Annotated in this window: 14 protein-coding genes and 1 pseudogene; 7 read left to right on the plus strand and 8 right to left on the minus strand. The window is 66.0% G+C overall.

The features are described from left to right. The coding region (locus tag A5706_RS33815; protein WP_197517974.1) for a hypothetical protein at positions 1–185 on the plus strand (185 nt) is incomplete at its 5' end. A gap of 52 nt (positions 186–237) precedes the next feature. Here A5706_RS33815 and A5706_RS25480 read toward each other — a convergent pair. From A5706_RS25480 to A5706_RS25490, 3 genes are all read right to left on the minus strand, one after another. Next, positions 238–1,038, minus strand: a complete 801-nt coding sequence (locus tag A5706_RS25480) for a mycofactocin-coupled SDR family oxidoreductase (RefSeq protein WP_068137162.1) — start codon at positions 1,036–1,038, stop codon at positions 238–240. Further along, the gene (locus A5706_RS25485; protein WP_156767326.1) at positions 1,038–2,741 is read right to left on the minus strand and encodes a hypothetical protein; all 1,704 of its coding nucleotides are present in this window, start codon (positions 2,739–2,741) and stop codon (positions 1,038–1,040) included. The genes A5706_RS25480 and A5706_RS25485 overlap by 1 nt, the downstream gene beginning before the upstream one ends. A gap of 78 nt (positions 2,742–2,819) precedes the next feature. Beyond that, the gene (locus tag A5706_RS25490; RefSeq protein ID WP_068137169.1) at positions 2,820–4,445 is read right to left on the minus strand and encodes an NAD(P)/FAD-dependent oxidoreductase; all 1,626 of its coding nucleotides are present in this window, start codon (positions 4,443–4,445) and stop codon (positions 2,820–2,822) included. Between the two features lie 131 nt (positions 4,446–4,576). Between A5706_RS25490 and A5706_RS25495 the strand changes: the two genes are divergently transcribed. From A5706_RS25495 to A5706_RS25510, 4 genes are all read left to right on the plus strand, one after another. Further along, on the plus strand, positions 4,577–4,894 hold the full coding sequence (locus A5706_RS25495; protein WP_068137172.1) for a 2Fe-2S iron-sulfur cluster binding domain-containing protein: 318 nt from the start codon (positions 4,577–4,579) through the stop codon (positions 4,892–4,894). A 6-nt stretch (positions 4,895–4,900) separates the two neighbouring features. After that, positions 4,901–5,734: a mycofactocin-coupled SDR family oxidoreductase gene (locus A5706_RS25500; protein WP_068137175.1), complete on the plus strand. Its 834-nt coding sequence runs from the start codon at positions 4,901–4,903 to the stop codon at positions 5,732–5,734. Positions 5,735–5,815: 81 nt separating this feature from the next. Continuing rightward, positions 5,816–6,319 (plus strand): nuclear transport factor 2 family protein, encoded by a 504-nt coding sequence (locus A5706_RS25505; protein ID WP_068137178.1) that lies wholly within the window; start codon positions 5,816–5,818, stop codon positions 6,317–6,319. 203 nt (positions 6,320–6,522) lie between these two features. Beyond that, positions 6,523–7,086 carry a PaaI family thioesterase gene (locus A5706_RS25510; RefSeq protein WP_068137312.1) on the plus strand — a complete coding sequence of 188 codons (564 nt, stop codon included), beginning with the start codon at positions 6,523–6,525 and terminating at the stop codon, positions 7,084–7,086. A 67-nt stretch (positions 7,087–7,153) separates the two neighbouring features. Here the strand turns inward: A5706_RS25510 and A5706_RS34570 are convergent. The 3 genes and pseudogenes from A5706_RS34570 to A5706_RS25520 form a co-directional block, all read right to left on the minus strand. Beyond that, positions 7,154–7,327 (minus strand): annotated as a pseudogene (locus tag A5706_RS34570) (enoyl-CoA hydratase); the annotation flags it as partial. A gap of 31 nt (positions 7,328–7,358) precedes the next feature. Next, positions 7,359–7,973: a TetR/AcrR family transcriptional regulator gene (locus tag A5706_RS25515; RefSeq protein WP_068137181.1), complete on the minus strand. Its 615-nt coding sequence runs from the start codon at positions 7,971–7,973 to the stop codon at positions 7,359–7,361. Positions 7,974–7,982: 9 nt separating this feature from the next. Then, the gene (locus tag A5706_RS25520; RefSeq protein WP_197517975.1) at positions 7,983–9,533 is read right to left on the minus strand and encodes an amidohydrolase family protein; all 1,551 of its coding nucleotides are present in this window, start codon (positions 9,531–9,533) and stop codon (positions 7,983–7,985) included. A gap of 481 nt (positions 9,534–10,014) precedes the next feature. Here A5706_RS25520 and A5706_RS25525 point away from each other — a divergent pair, with 481 nt between their 5' ends. Further along, on the plus strand, positions 10,015–11,286 hold the full coding sequence (locus A5706_RS25525) for an amidohydrolase family protein (RefSeq protein WP_068137188.1): 1,272 nt from the start codon (positions 10,015–10,017) through the stop codon (positions 11,284–11,286). 20 nt (positions 11,287–11,306) lie between these two features. Here A5706_RS25525 and A5706_RS25530 read toward each other — a convergent pair whose 3' ends face one another. Further along, the gene (locus A5706_RS25530) at positions 11,307–12,182 is read right to left on the minus strand and encodes an alpha/beta fold hydrolase (protein ID WP_369831957.1); all 876 of its coding nucleotides are present in this window, start codon (positions 12,180–12,182) and stop codon (positions 11,307–11,309) included. Between the two features lie 65 nt (positions 12,183–12,247). On the opposite strand from A5706_RS25530, the gene A5706_RS25535 reads away from it, so the two are divergent. Then, a complete protein-coding gene (locus A5706_RS25535) occupies positions 12,248–12,685 on the plus strand; it encodes a cupin domain-containing protein (RefSeq protein WP_068137315.1) in 438 nt (145 codons plus the stop codon). Between the two features lie 98 nt (positions 12,686–12,783). On the opposite strand, the gene A5706_RS25540 is transcribed toward A5706_RS25535, so the two are convergent. After that, positions 12,784–14,172, minus strand: coding sequence for a wax ester/triacylglycerol synthase family O-acyltransferase (locus tag A5706_RS25540; RefSeq protein WP_068137191.1), 1,389 nt, complete (start codon positions 14,170–14,172; stop codon positions 12,784–12,786). Positions 14,173–14,274 lie beyond the last annotated feature (102 nt).

Here is a 14,274-nt window from a genome sequence, read left to right on the forward strand (position 1 = left end):
ATCCGCTCGGCTTCGGCGGCCTGGTCGCGCAACTGGTCGGCCATGGCCACAACCTGATCAAGTACCCGCTCGCTCATTTCTTCGTCCTTACTCGTGAGGGCATATTGAATGGTTTACCGCAGTCCAAGCGCCGACTCTCCGCTGATCCCGATCAGCGGACGAAATTGGGTCATAACTCGGCATAGGGGGTGTTGTCAACGAAATGGCTACTTCGCCCTTCGAGCCCGACCGGCCCTCCTACACTTTCGCGAGCAGTCCGGCGTCGATCACGATCTGGGTCCCAGTGATGTAGCGCGCTTCGTCGGAGGCCAAGAACACGACGGCGTTGCTGACATCGACGGGCTCGATCCACGGCACCGGTAGTAGGTGACGAGCCTTCAGCACCTCGGCGGCGTCCTCGGCCGACGGATTGTCCAAGTCGGGCCGCAGCCGTCGAAACGTCGCTTCGTTGAGCACCATCGCGGTCGCGACCGCACCGGGGTGAACGGTGTTGACGCGAATGCCTCGGGGTCCCAGCTCGTTGGCGAGGGTGCGTGCCAGTCCTACCACGGCATGCTTGCTGGCCGTGTAGGCGGCGTTGTTCGCGGTGCCCCGAATTCCGTTGGTGGAACTGACAATGACGACGGATCCGCCCCGCTCGCCGATGTGGGGAACACCCGCCTTGACGGTGTGCCAGACACCGGTGAGGTTGACATCCAGCACCTGCTGCCAGCTTTCGGGGCTGATCTCCCAAGCGGGGGCCCCCGCCGGGTGAATCCCCGCATTGGCGACAACGACGTCGATGCGACCGAGTTCGGCGACGGCGGCATCCACCGCGGCCGCCACCGCGCCGAAGTCGCCGACTTCAGCCGCGCCGGTCACGGCGCGCACCCCACGCGCGGCGACGGCGGCCGCGGTCTGTTCGAGGTCGCCGGCCGCCTCGGGTGCATCCAGGGCGATGACGTCTGCGCCCGCCTCGGCAAAGCGCTCGCAGTGGCAACGTCCGCTCCCTCGGGCGGCCCCGGTCACCAGGGCCACGCGGCCGCGCAGGCCTGACATCAAGATTCCTTGACCAGCGAGAACCGTTCCTGATTACTGGGCACGAGTGGTCCTGTGCGGCCCGAACGGTGTTGGCCGCTGGCGGTGGGTGTTGTCCGGTGGACCGCCGCGCCTCGTCGTCGTTGTGGGCGTGGCGGTGAGCCAGAACTACGGCACCGTCGTGGTGTGGTGCCCGGCTGGTGGTCGGGCCTGGCCGGTGGTGTGCCCACACGCGTCCGCTGTCGGGTGCGGGGTCCTGCCGGCCGTCGCCTGATCGCCATGCCGAGGCCACGTCTGCCGATCGCGGCCGCCGCACCATGATGTGCGGTCACGGTGGCCGGATCGGAAGTCTGTTGTTGTAAGGGTTTTCGCCAGTGCTGGTTGCCCCACCGGCTGGTGTAGGCGGGGTCAACTCCGATGACCGCGATGCCGCGCTGGGCGGCCATGCCGATCAGCCGGTCCCGGAACCGTCGAGTGGGTATGCCCGCGATGGCGCGACGCCGTCGTTTACCGCGCTGGCCGCGGCCGAGGGTCTCGCGCCCGGTGGCCCGAGCGTCGGCGAAGTTCAGATTCTCCACCACAATCGCCGTGCAGCCGCAGTCTTGCGCGTGATCGAGCAGCGCGGTGATCGCGGCCCTCACTCGCCCGTCGCGCCGGGATGCCACCAGTCCCGCGATGGCCACCTGAATCGTGATTGGCTCTGCGACCGGGTTACCCGAGGCATCGAGCACACACGCGGCAAGGTGGCCGTCGTTAAGGTCCACGCCCAACACCCGACCCCGACGGAGTTCCTCGAGCTCGGGGCCCGATCGGGGCCCAGTGGTCCACGACGCATCGAGATACCAGCGGCCGCGGGCTGGGTCGTAGTTGATGTCGTAACGCACCGCGCGGCGCGCTACGACCCGACCAGCCCACTCATCACCGCGGTGGGAGAACCCGATTGGGGCTTCGATCACCACATGCGAGCCGAACTCATCGGCCAAGGCGGCTGGGGTTTTGATGCGCAGCCGACCCTCACTGTCGACGCGGATGGTCTCGTTGCCGCCGGCCTTGCCGGACTCCCCATCAGCAGTCAAAAACATCCGGCGCGCGTCCCAGGCCGCCCTCCACCCCTGTTCGGTGAGTTGCGCCTGATCTAAGTGGTTTCGCGTGCGCCACAGGCGTTTGCCTCCTACGGTGATCGGCGGGCGGCCCGCCGCCAGCGCAGCCTCGGCAGCGGCCAGCCGCCCCCGTAGCACCGCGAGCCGGCGGGTCTTAGTGAACCGCTCACCCGCGCTGCGATACCCGCGCCGCCGCCGACCGTGCCGACGCGCCTCGTTGCCGTCGACGGGTTCAACTTCGCCCGGGCGCAGCGCGCAGCGGGCCCCGAGCACCCCGACCGCGGCCCGCAGATCGGCCACATAGGCGGCCAGCCCGCGCAGGCCCAACTGGTACTGGTCGTCGACGGCGCGGGTGATCGCTCCCGCCCACCGCGACGACGACAACGCCGTCAGCGCCCGCTTGCGCTCAGCGCGCCACCCCGCGTGGGCCCGATTATCCAACCGGCCCAACTGCACCCGCCCCGCCAATTCGCTGCGATACACCGAGCCGAGAAACTGCCCGATCGCGGTCAACTTCTGGGCCTCTTCAGCACTTGGATGTATCCGCGTATGGATCCGCACCCCCGCTGGCGGCGCAGCCGCCACCGGATCAACGACCCGACGCAACCGCACACCTCTAGCCATACACATATCCTGGCAGCCACCACCGACAACGCCGCTCAACAGCACCACTCACTTCCGCGCGGTATCACTCACTTCCGCTCACAAATCCGCAAGCACCGAGAACCCCTTGTAGCCGGCCTCCGCGACCTCGGTGCAGATGTCGAGATAGACACCGAACCCGCCGATGAAGAGCATGAACACGCGCGGCTTCCCGGGGACGTTCGCGCCGAGATACCACGAATTGGCCTTGGTAAACAGGGTGGCATCGGCCCGGCGGGCACACTCGGCGACCCAGTCATCGACGGCGTCCGGGGTCGCCTCGATCGCGGCGTAGCCGTGGGCGTCCAGATAAACGATGCAGTCGGCGATCCAGTTCACGTGCGCCTCGGCGTGCAGCACCATGTTGGCCAGCACCGCGGGAGCGCCCGGGCCACACACCACGAACAGGTTGGGGAACCCGTCGACGCCCAAGCCGAGGTAGGTACGTGGCCCGTCGCACCAGTGGTCTCGGAGCCGCCGGCCGGCCCGGCCAACGATGTCGATCTTGGCCAGCGCGCCGGTCATCGCGTCGAAGCCGGTCGCGAGCACGATGATGTCGACGTCGTAGTGGGCGTCGGTGGTGTCGATCCCGGTCGGGGTGATCGACTCGATCGGTGTGTTGCGCACGCTGACCAGCTTCACGTTGGGCCGGTTGAACGTTTGAAAGTAGTTGGTGTCGGTGCAGATTCGCTTGGTACCGATCGGGTGGTCGGTGGGGATGAGTAGCTCGGCCACGGACGGGTCGTCGATGACGGCACGGACCTTCTCTTCGTAGAACTTGCGGGCCTCGTCGTTGGCGACCGGGTCGATCATCTGGTCCGTGAAGGTCTTTGAGAAAAGCACCCCGCCAAGGTCCCAGCGCTTCTCGAATGCCGCGCGGCGTTCCTCTGGAGTGGCCTCCATCGTCAGCTTGGGATGCGCCACGTGGGGCGAACCGCCGGAACTGCGCCATGAGGCCCGTCGCCGTTGCGCGTAATTGGCCTTCACCTCGGCGCGGTCGGCATCGGTGAGCGGGCGGTTGCCGGCCGGCACACTGTAATTCGGCGTGCGCTGGAAGACATAAAGCTGGGACGCGGCTTGGGCGATGATCGGAATCGACTGGATGCCGGACGATCCCGTGCCGATGACAGCCACCCGCTTGCCGGTGAAGTCCACGGGCTCGTGCGGCCACGATGCGGTGTGGTAGACCTCTCCGGCGAAGCCTTCCAATCCGGGGAATGGGGGAGTCATCGCCGCGGAGAGGGGACCGGTCGCCATTAGGCAGAACCGCGCACCGACCTGTTCGCCAGTGTCGGTGGTCACCGTCCAGCGCATGCTCTGCTCGTCGAATACCGCCGACGTCACACGCGCGTTCAAGGTCACGTGGCGGCGCAGGTCCAGTCGGTCGGCGACCCAGTTGATGTAAGCCAGGATTTCGGCCTGGGTTGCGTACTTCTCCGACCAGTCCCATTCCTGCTGCAGTTCGTCGGAAAACGAATAGCAATAGTCCACGCTCTCAACGTCGCATCGGGCACCCGGATATCGGTTGAAGTACCAGGTACCGCCAATGTCGGGTCCGCTCTCGAACACCCGAACGCTCAGCCCGTCCGACCGCAGCTTGTGCACCGCGTAGAGGCCCGCGAAGCCCGCACCGACGACAACGGCATCTACTTCCGGGGCTACCCGCCGATCACTCCGAACGCTCACAAGTGCCTACGGTAGGCCGTGGCGGGCGCATTTCAGGGGCGGCGTCCCGGTGACCGGACGCCGGGACAGCGGCCTCCCGGCCACCGGAATCCAGCCGTCGCCGCGGCCGGCCGCCTCGTAAGAATTGCGATATGCCAGAAGTTGGAAGGCGTGACATCGCCGTGCACGCCGAGGCTCAGGCCGCCACCGTCGAGGTCGACTTGGACGGCGAGGTCCATCGGCTGCGGTGGCCGCGTGACAAATCCCTCGTGGACACGATGCTCGACGCGCGACTCGACGTGCCACATTCGTGCCGCGAGGGCCACTGCGGCTCGTGCGTGGCCACCCTGGTGTCGGGGGAGGTGGACATGGTCGGTGGCGACGTTCTCGGACCCCAGGACCGTGCCGAAGGCTTGATCCTTTGCTGCCAGGCTCGCCCACTCAGTGACCACGTCCACGTCGAGTTCTAGCACCGCATGAGCAAGCGTCTGGCGGGCAAGGTCGCGCTGATCACCGGGGCGGCGCGGGGGATCGGGCGCGCCCAGGCGGTGCGCTTCGCGCAGGAGGGCGCCGACATCGTGGCGCTCGACGTGTGCGGGCCGATCGACACCGTGGTGGTCCCGCACAGCACGGTCTCCGACCTCGACGAGACGGCTGCGCTGGTCTCGGAGATCGGTCAGCGGGTGCACACCGGGACGGTCGACGTGCGGGACCTCGCGGGGGTCCAAGCCGCCACCGACCGCGGCGTGCAGCAGTTCGGCGGATTGGACGTGGTGTGCGCGACCGCCGGAATCACGTCGCGCGGCATGGCGTTCGAGCTGGACGAGAAAGCCTGGCGCACCATGCTGGACGTCAACCTCACCGGTGTGTGGCACACGTGCCGGGCCGGTGCGCCGCACCTGATTGCGCGCGGCGCCGGCGCGATGATCCTTACCAATTCCATTGCCGGATTGCGCGGTCTCGTCGGTGTAGCGCACTACACGGCGGCCAAGCACGGCGTGGTCGGCCTGATGCAAAGCATGGCTAAAGAGCTTGCGCCGCACAATATCCGGGTGAACTGCGTGCACCCCACCAACGTCGACACCCCGCTGATCCAGAACGACGCGGTGCGCGGCGCCTTTCGCCCCGACTTGGACCGGCCGCCGACGCGTGCCGAGTTCGCCGAGGCGGCGCGGAACATGAACATGCTTCCGGTTCCGTGGATCGATCCGATCGACGTGGCGAACGCCGCGTTGTTCTTGGCATCCGACGAGGCGCGCTACATCACCTCGGTGACCTTGCCGGTGGACGCCGGCGCCACCCAACGGTAGGGGTGAGCATGACGGACATCAGTAAATACGGCCCGCGGGCGGTGATTGCCGGCCGATGAAGGAGGAGGAAGGAATCGGGTCATGACCGACATCGACGATCTTGCGGCACGGCTTCGCCAGCTCGAGGACGAACGCGAAATCTCCCGGCTGATCGCGTCGTACGGTCCGGCCGTAGATGCCGGGGACGCCGCGGCGGCGGCGCGACTCTGGGCGACCCATGGCACCTACGACGTTGAAGGCTGGCAAATGGACAGCCAGGACGACGTTCATGCGATGGTGACTTCTGCGTCCCATCAGAATCTGGTCGCCAATGGCTGCTGTCACTTCATCGGGCCGAGCGTCGTGACGGTGACCGAAGATTCGGCGGTGGCGGTCGCCGAATCGCTGGTGCTGGTCCGAGATGGTGCGAGCTATCGCGTATGGCGCTCGACGGCAAACCATTTCGAGCTGCAGCGCACGGTGGGGAGCTGGCGCATTACTAAACGCACCAGTCGCGTCCTCAATGGCGATCCAGGGGCGCGCGCCTTGCTGACGGCTGGGCTGAAGGGCGCGGCGGCGCCGGTGTTGGGCGCGGAGCCGAAGTGAGGGGTAGTCCGGTGGTGTTCTTTTCGTTTGTTCATCCCGCCGTGATCCGACAGGCTCGAAGCGCGCGCGATAGCGTCGAACGGGCCTGCGTGTGCTCAGGTCGAGTAGTTGCGGTCGCGTGAAACCGGCACACGACACGCGATCCCGGCAGGTCCGGCTGATTCAAGGGGTGGCCAGTGGTGGCTCATGACAAGGGCGACAGTATGCCGGTGGGATACGAGGCGCTGACCGCATCCGTGCGCCGGCTCATCGATGCCACGATCCGCACCGAAGCGGACGCCGCCGTCGTAGCGGCGGCCAAAGCCCACATCGACTGCGCGGTAGGAGAGTTGAGCGCAGCCCTGATGCCGGGCTCGTTCGGTCTACGCGAAGCCGCCGACGGACAATCCGTGGTGTCCGGGAACGTCGCGATCGGGGTACGCAATCCCGTCGCGCCGCCCCTGGTGATACACCACGACGATGAAGGCGAAGTGTGGACTGAGGTCACGCTCGGTGCCGCTTACGAGGGTCCACCCGGCCATGTCCACGGAGGCGTGTGCGCGCTAATTCTTGACCACGTCCTCGGCGCAACCGCGCACCGGCCAGGACGTCCGGCGTACACCGGCACACTCACCTTGCGTTATGTGCGGGGAACGCCCTTGGGTTTTTTACGTGCGAGAGCGCGCGTTGATCGCATCGATGGCGCGAAGACCTTCGCGGTGGGTTACATCGCCGACGGTGAGGGAACTACCGTCACTGCTGAGGGCGTGTTCATCACCCCACGATGACGGGCCGGCGAGGTTGTGCGACAACGACATCGATCGGCTAGCGGTGACGGAATAATCGGCTCGCGGCTCACCGATGAGAAACGGTCTCCCCGCCACCTGTTGACGCTGCCATGGCCTTGGCGGTCATGCCGCCGAGCGAGCCAATCCCGACCTCGGCGTTGTGCCGATGCGCGAAGTGGTGGCCAAAGACGGAGTCCACACCATTGCGTAGTCCCATGTGATCCTCGCAACCTTCGGCCGCCGGAATCTGCTGAGCGTCCCAGTGCTCGTGTTCACGTGCCGAAGTTTTCGAGGGCGGGATGGTCGATGCCAATGCCGAGTGTGCCACCGATGAGTTCGCGGAGCGCCTGAGCATAGGTAGCCGCGGCGTCGGGGTCAACTCGGTACGTGCTGCGGTATGGGTTACGGGTGATCGAGGTCAGTGCATCGAGCAGCAGTTCAGCGGTCTGTCGAGGATTGCTCACGGGGAAGCGGGCTGTTACGCGTGTCAACGGCGGGGCCAGGGTGCGGATTACGTCCTCGCTGAACGTCCGAGCGGGTACGTCGTTGCCGATGATCACGGAAAGGACAGGGATGAAATCCGCGTGGCGGCGCCGGAGTTCGCGCATGCCGCGGAAGATCTCTACTAACTGCTCGGTCGGTGAGATATTCAGGACCGCCGCAGCCTCGATGACGGTGGCGGCTTCATCCAGGATGGCGGTTATCGCTTGGCGGAGGACGTCGTCTTTGGACTGGAAGTAATGGTAGAAGCCGCCTTTGGACATTCCCGTCGCTTCGAGCAAGTCCGAGACGGTGGTTTTGGGGTAACCCTGCTGGATAAAGACCTGCTGGGCCGCTGCTACGAGTTCCTTTCGGCGGGCATCGTGATGTGTTGCGGGCCGCGCCATCCGTTGAGTTTATTCGCGTCGGGCCTTGCGTAGCCACCGGTAACCGGCGGGGCGTCGGGTGACGAAGTTGGCCCATGCGTACGCAAGTGCGCCGCGTTTGCCATGGCTGAGGTAGTACAAGATGTCGATCGGACGTGCGAGATAGGGAATGACGCCCATCGTCCCGGCGAGAATCACCCGTGAGGCATCGAGGTTGCGCAGCCGTCCGAGCCAGTGCCCTTTAGCGCAGAACAGCACGGTGTCCAACCGCCGATCGTCGAGCAGAGGGATGCCCTCGGGTTGGCGCGGTTCGAAGCGAAGGATCTCGTGGCCGGCTGCGAGCGCGTCGAGGAGTTCGGCGGCGAGGAAGTCGCGGGGGCCCCCAAGCGACGCGAAGTCGAGTGGAATCCGGATGCCATCTACACGGCGTTGACGCACCCGCGCGAGTTCTGCGCATGAGAACTCTGGTTGGAGCATATCGATCACTGCGAATTCGTCCGTATGAGATCCGTTGTTGTGAACCACGATACGTTCGCGCACAGCGGTGCGGTCACCGTGCCAGAAGCTCGCGGGAAGCGGTTTGAGCCCGGAGGGCGCAGCAGTGTAGGGCGGGAAGGTGGACAGCTGCGCTGGAGTGCTTCGCGGCGCTGGTTGGGTATCTCGCTGAAAAACACGAACTGCGTTTGCGCGGAAGATGCCGTCGAGCTGACCGGCGTCGAGTCTTAGTCGGTCGGCCGCTCGCGCCCACGCGCGAGCAATCATGGCACCCGCCCTGCGTGCCGCCCAGGGAAAGTCCGAACCGAACGTCACCTGTCCTGCACCGCCGAAAGCCAGGATCGCAGGGATCTGTTCGTCGTAGGCCTTCGATGCGGTGTCCAGAAACACCCTCGGTCGCCAGGCGCCCAGCTCGGCGTCGATGTCTGGCCGTATGGTTCGCAACCCACGAAGCGCCTCATCGAGCAGCACTGGCAACGGTCCGCCAGCGTGGGCGAGCACCCAGGTAATTTGCGGAAACCGCACGTGGCCGCCGACGCGCAGAAAGTCCAGCATGGTTCGCGCCGTGTCGTTTTGCCATAGATAGAGAGGGTTCAGCAGGCCTTGGTCGTCGGTCCGCGGACGGCTATTGGGATGCACAAAGACGACCGCACGACGGGCGTCCAACGCGTGCCACAGCGGATCCAGGGCGGGGTCGCCGAAGTGGCGGTCGCGCACGTTGGACATCAGCAGAACGTCACGGGCATCAATCCGCTCGATCTCAGCCAGCGACGCATCAACGTCGCTCTGGGGTAGCGACGCGAACCAGCCGAACCGATCGCCATGAGCGGCAACGAGTTCCGCACCCGCATCGTTGAGCCGTTGAGCCAGTTCCACCGGGTCGGCAAGACCGTCGACATCCACACCGGGAGGCACCGACAACCACGCTCGCTCGGTGCCCATTGCGTCCATTGTCCGCAACGACCGCTCCGGACTCCATCGGGGAAACCGGAACCCGCCTACGACGGTCACGCCCGCGTCGCGCAGCGCATCCACGTAGAACTCCGGCACGGCGTGATGGTGCAAATCCCACTTGACGTTGGCCACCACCATACGATGATCGCATTAACCGACCGCAGTCTGCAAATGGTGAGGAGCTCGCGTCGCGGGGCGCTTATCCCTACGTCGCAGGACAGTCCAATCAGCCGTCAGCGGCCCGATTTTCCTTAGCGAGCAATTGGCGCCGTTGGCGGGTGCGGTATGACTCGCCGGTCAGGGTGAGGACTTCGGAGTGGGAGCGCCAAGCGGTCGATCATGGCCGCGGCGACATCCATCTCGATACCCCTCCACGCGACGCTTACCGCCGGCCGCCATCGTCCGCGCGAGTCGACCGTGTCGCGACGTAGGTGTCTGCACACCGGGAGTCATTTCAAATACGTCCGAACTCCGCGCGCGTAATGGATCGGCGAAACTCACCCAAAACATCCGCGGGAGGCATCGTTCCCGCTGAGCGAGACGTCCGCCGGTCGATAGCTATCGGCCGGGGGGACTATTACGATTGTCGCATTCCCGTCGAGGAGATGAATTCATGGCCGCGCCTGAGACTCTTTCCCGCTACACCGTCATTTCCGCGGATACTCACGCCGGAGCCGACCTTTACGACTACAAGCCCTACCTACCGCGGAAGTTCCACGACGACTTCGATGCGTGGGCCCAGACCTACGCGAGTCCATTCGACGATCTGATCCTCGCCACCGCGAAGCGCAACTGGGACAACGAGTTGCGCATTTCCGAGATGAACGACGACGGGGTGGCCGCGGAGCTGTTGCTGCCGAACACCGTTCCTCCGTTCTTTCCGACATCTCCCAACATCACCATCTCGCTGCCTCAGACTCGAGACGAGCTCGAACGTCGGTGGGCGGGTGTGCAGGCGCATAACCGGTGGCAGGTTGACTTCTGTTCCCTGGCGCCGGCGCGGCGGCGAGGATTGATCCAAGTTTTCCCCAATGACGTGGAAGCCGCGTTGGACGAAGTACGGTGGGGGCACCAAAAAGATTGCTTCGGTGGAGTGCTGTTGCCTGCGGTATCACCCGGCGACCCCAACGTCGCTCCGCTGTTCCACACCCGGTATGAGCCCATTTGGGAATTGTGCAGTGAACTCGACCTGACGATCGTGCAGCACGGGGGCCCCGGGAGTCCCGCGATGCCGATGGATCAGCCGGCATCGAATGCAGTGCTCATCACTGAGATGGCGCTGTGGGCCCAGCGCACCCTCGGGCACCTGATATTGGCCGGAGTATTCGAACGCCATCCCAACCTGCGGTTCGCGCCGACTGAGCAGGGCACCCTTTGGGTGCAACAGCAGCTGATGACCTTGGATGCGATGGTGCCGACGCTGAAGACGGAAGCCGGTAACCGCACTTACGGCATGTTCGGCGGGTCCTCGGTCGATCGGCTAACCCTGACACCAACTCAGTACGTTCAGCGGAATTGCTACCTCGCCAGCGAATTGACGCCCTTCGAATCGGGCATGATCGACTTCATGGGCGCTGACCACATACTTTGGGGAAGCGACTACCCCCACGAGGAGGGCTTCGCTCCGCATTCGAGGCTGGCGATCCGGTGGGCCCTGCACGACAGATCCGAAGACGAATGCCGAAAAATTCTCTCCGAGAACGCGGGTCGGCTGTACGGATTCGACCTCGACGCGCTGGCACCGATCGCAGCCGAAATCGGCCCGACGGTGGCCGAAGTGCACACACCCCTGGAGAAGACCGGCTATCACGCCCCGGCCGCGTTCGGCTACCGACCCTTCGAAGGTGGGCTCGCGCTGAAGCGGCTCGCCCCGCAACGCCAGTAGAACGATGCCAGTAGAACCATCTAGCGCGACAAGAACTCCAGTACAGTACTTTCGAAAGCCTGCTTGGCCTCGATCATGGCCCAGTGCCCGGAGTTCGGGAAGATGTGCAGTTCGGCGTTCGGGATGGTGCGCATCGGGATGAGTGCCATGTCGGGCGGGCTCACCCGGTCGTCGCGGCCCCACGTCAGCAGGGTCGGCGCCGCCAGCTTGTGCATGACCGCCCACGGCATCGGCCGGTCGGAGGCCGCCATCCCGGCGTTCATCGCGGCGAACGCGGCCTTGCCGTACATCCGGCGGGCGGCGTCCAGGGCGACGGGATCGGTCGCGAGCGCCCAGCGTTCCTCGATCAGCTCGTCGGTGACCAGCGACTGGTCGTACACCATCGACTTCAGCCAGTCGACCAGCCGCTGACGCGTCGGGTCCTCGACGAATTCCTGCAACAGCCGGATGCCCTCACTGGGGCTGGGGCTGAAGATGTTGGTGCCGATGCCGCCGATGGTCACCAGCCGGTCGACGCGGCCGGGATTCTGGATGGCGAAGTTGATGCCGACGCCGCCACCCATCGAGTTGCCGACGATGTGGGTCTTGTCGACACCGAGCGCGTCCAGGAAGGGCCCGACGGTGCCGAACGCCATGACCATCGGGTGGCCGCCGAAGTCGTCGCTGACGCCGAAGCCGGGGAATTCCAGGACCAGGCAGCGGTACCGCTCGGCGAACGTCGGCAATATCCCGCGAAAGTTGCGCCAGCCGGTGACCCCGGGACCCGATCCGTGCAGGAACAGCAGCGTCGGCGCGGAATCCGGGCCGCAGTCGTAATAGCGCAATGCGCCCTTCGGAGTTCCGATTTCGCGCAGGTCGTGTTCGACGAGTTCAGAAGTGTTGGCCACGGGAGTCACCCTGCCATGCCGCCTCGGCGAGCGGGAGCGATGTCCCGCCGATCGGTCATCTAGTGTCGATGGCCATGTCAGGCCGCCTGCTGATCACCGGCGTCGACGCCAGCGGGCGGTCGTGCGCGGCGCGCGACGAACCCGTCACGCTGCAAGGGGACGCCGGCCGTGGCGGCCTGCGCTATTCGGTGCTGTACGCCGCGCCGTCCCTGCCGTCCGTCGCGGCCGGCGGTCGGGTCGCGGACCTGCTCGACCTGGTCGTCCCGCCCGGCGCGCTGCGCTGGACGATGATCGAGTACACACCCGGCGCCGAGTTCGCCACGCACCACACGGACACCGTCGATTTCGACGTCGTGCTGTCCGGTTCGGTGGACCTGATCCTCGACGACGGCGCGCACCCGCTCGCCGCCGGTGACAGCGCGGTCGTCACGGGCGTCGACCACGCCTGGCGCGCGGGACCGGACGGGTGCCGCCTCGCCGTCCTGACGATCGGCGCAGAGCCACCGGCCTGAAACACCAAGCGGCACCGCAAGATCCGCGTCGGGTGTGGGGGATATGTACACAGAACGACCGTTTTTCGTCCATATCCCTCACATTCGCGAATCGAACACTATCCGGCACCGGGCGGGGAGCAATCCATCAATTCTTTCAGCGCCGCGGGAAACGCGTCGGCGAGCTCCCACACGTCCGGAACGAGGTCGGGGCAGGAAATGATGCCTACGCCGAGCCGGCCGTTGAGCGACATGACCGTCACGTTGAGTCCGGCGCCCGCGATGATCGGCCCGAGCGGATACATGGCATCGATCCGGCACCCCAGGAAGTAGAGCTGTTCCTGCGGGCCGGGCACGTTCGACAACACCAGGTTGTGTGGCGGCTTCTCGGGCAACGGGATTCGCGGCAACAGCTTCATCGCGGCGCCGAACATGGTTTGCCCGGCCACTTGCGTCCAGTCCTGCAGCAGGGTGGGGCCCATCGCGGCGGCATGGTCTTTGGCGCAGGCGTTGGCTTCGGCGATGCTGATCAGTCGCTGGGCCGGGTCGTCGATGTGGGTTTCGAGCCGGCACAGCATCCACGTGGTCTGGTTTCGGCCCGGTCGATCGGACCTGCCGCGCACCGAGACCGGCACGCTGGCCACCATCGGGCTGTCCGGCAGTTCGCCCCCCTCGGACAGGAACTGGCGCAACGCCCCCGAGCACAGCGCCGTCACCACGTCGTTGATCGTCACGCCGAACCGGTTCTTGACCGTCTTGACGTCGTCGAGGTCCACGGTGGTCAAGGCGACGTTGCGCCGGCGGGTGAACGGGCCGTTGAACGCCGTCGGCGGCGCGGCGAACGGGGCGGCCATGGTGGGCCGGCCGCCCCGGGCGCGCAATACGGTCTGCCCGAGGGTCAGCACGGTCGCCGGCACCACTTTGGCCAACCGCCAGGGCCGCAACGCGGCGCCGATCAAGCCCGACGCGGCGATCTGCAGTGGGTTCGCCCCGCCGGTGCGTGCCACCGGGGTGGGCGGCGGCGCGTCCGCCACACCGCTGCACAGCTGGGCCAGCAGGTTGGCGCCCCCGACCCCGTCGACCACCGCGTGGTGGGCCTTGATGACGACGGACAGCGCCTCGGTGCCGTGCAGTCCCTCGATGACCCACATCTCCCACAGCGGGCGATCCCGATCGAGGGCCAGGCCCGCGACGTGCCCGCAGATCTCCGCTAACTCCTTCGGCCCGCCGGGCGAGGGGAGCGCGACGTGGTGCAGGTGCCGAGAGAGGTCGAAGCTTTCGTCGTCGACCCATACCGGATGGTCGAAGTTCAGTTGGCTGTCGGCCAGCTTGAGGCGAAATTCGGGCACGGCGTCCACCCGCGCCGCCAGCGCCTCCCGGAACCCCTCGAACGTGTAGCCGCCCGGTTTCGTTTTCGGGTCCAGCTCTACGACACAGCAAACATTCAATGGCTGCGTCGGTGACTCCAGGTACAAAAAGAACGCGTCCAGCCCGCTGAGTCGCTGCATGCCCCGCCCATCTCGTTCGCACGGTCGTGACCCCTGGTCACATGACCGGCGGTCAACCCCGGACTACGATGGCGCACAGCATCAGAGCAGACCGCAATCTCT

It is taken from the genome of Mycobacterium sp. E796 (assembly GCF_001672815.1).
GTDB lineage: Bacteria > Actinomycetota > Actinomycetes > Mycobacteriales > Mycobacteriaceae > Mycobacterium.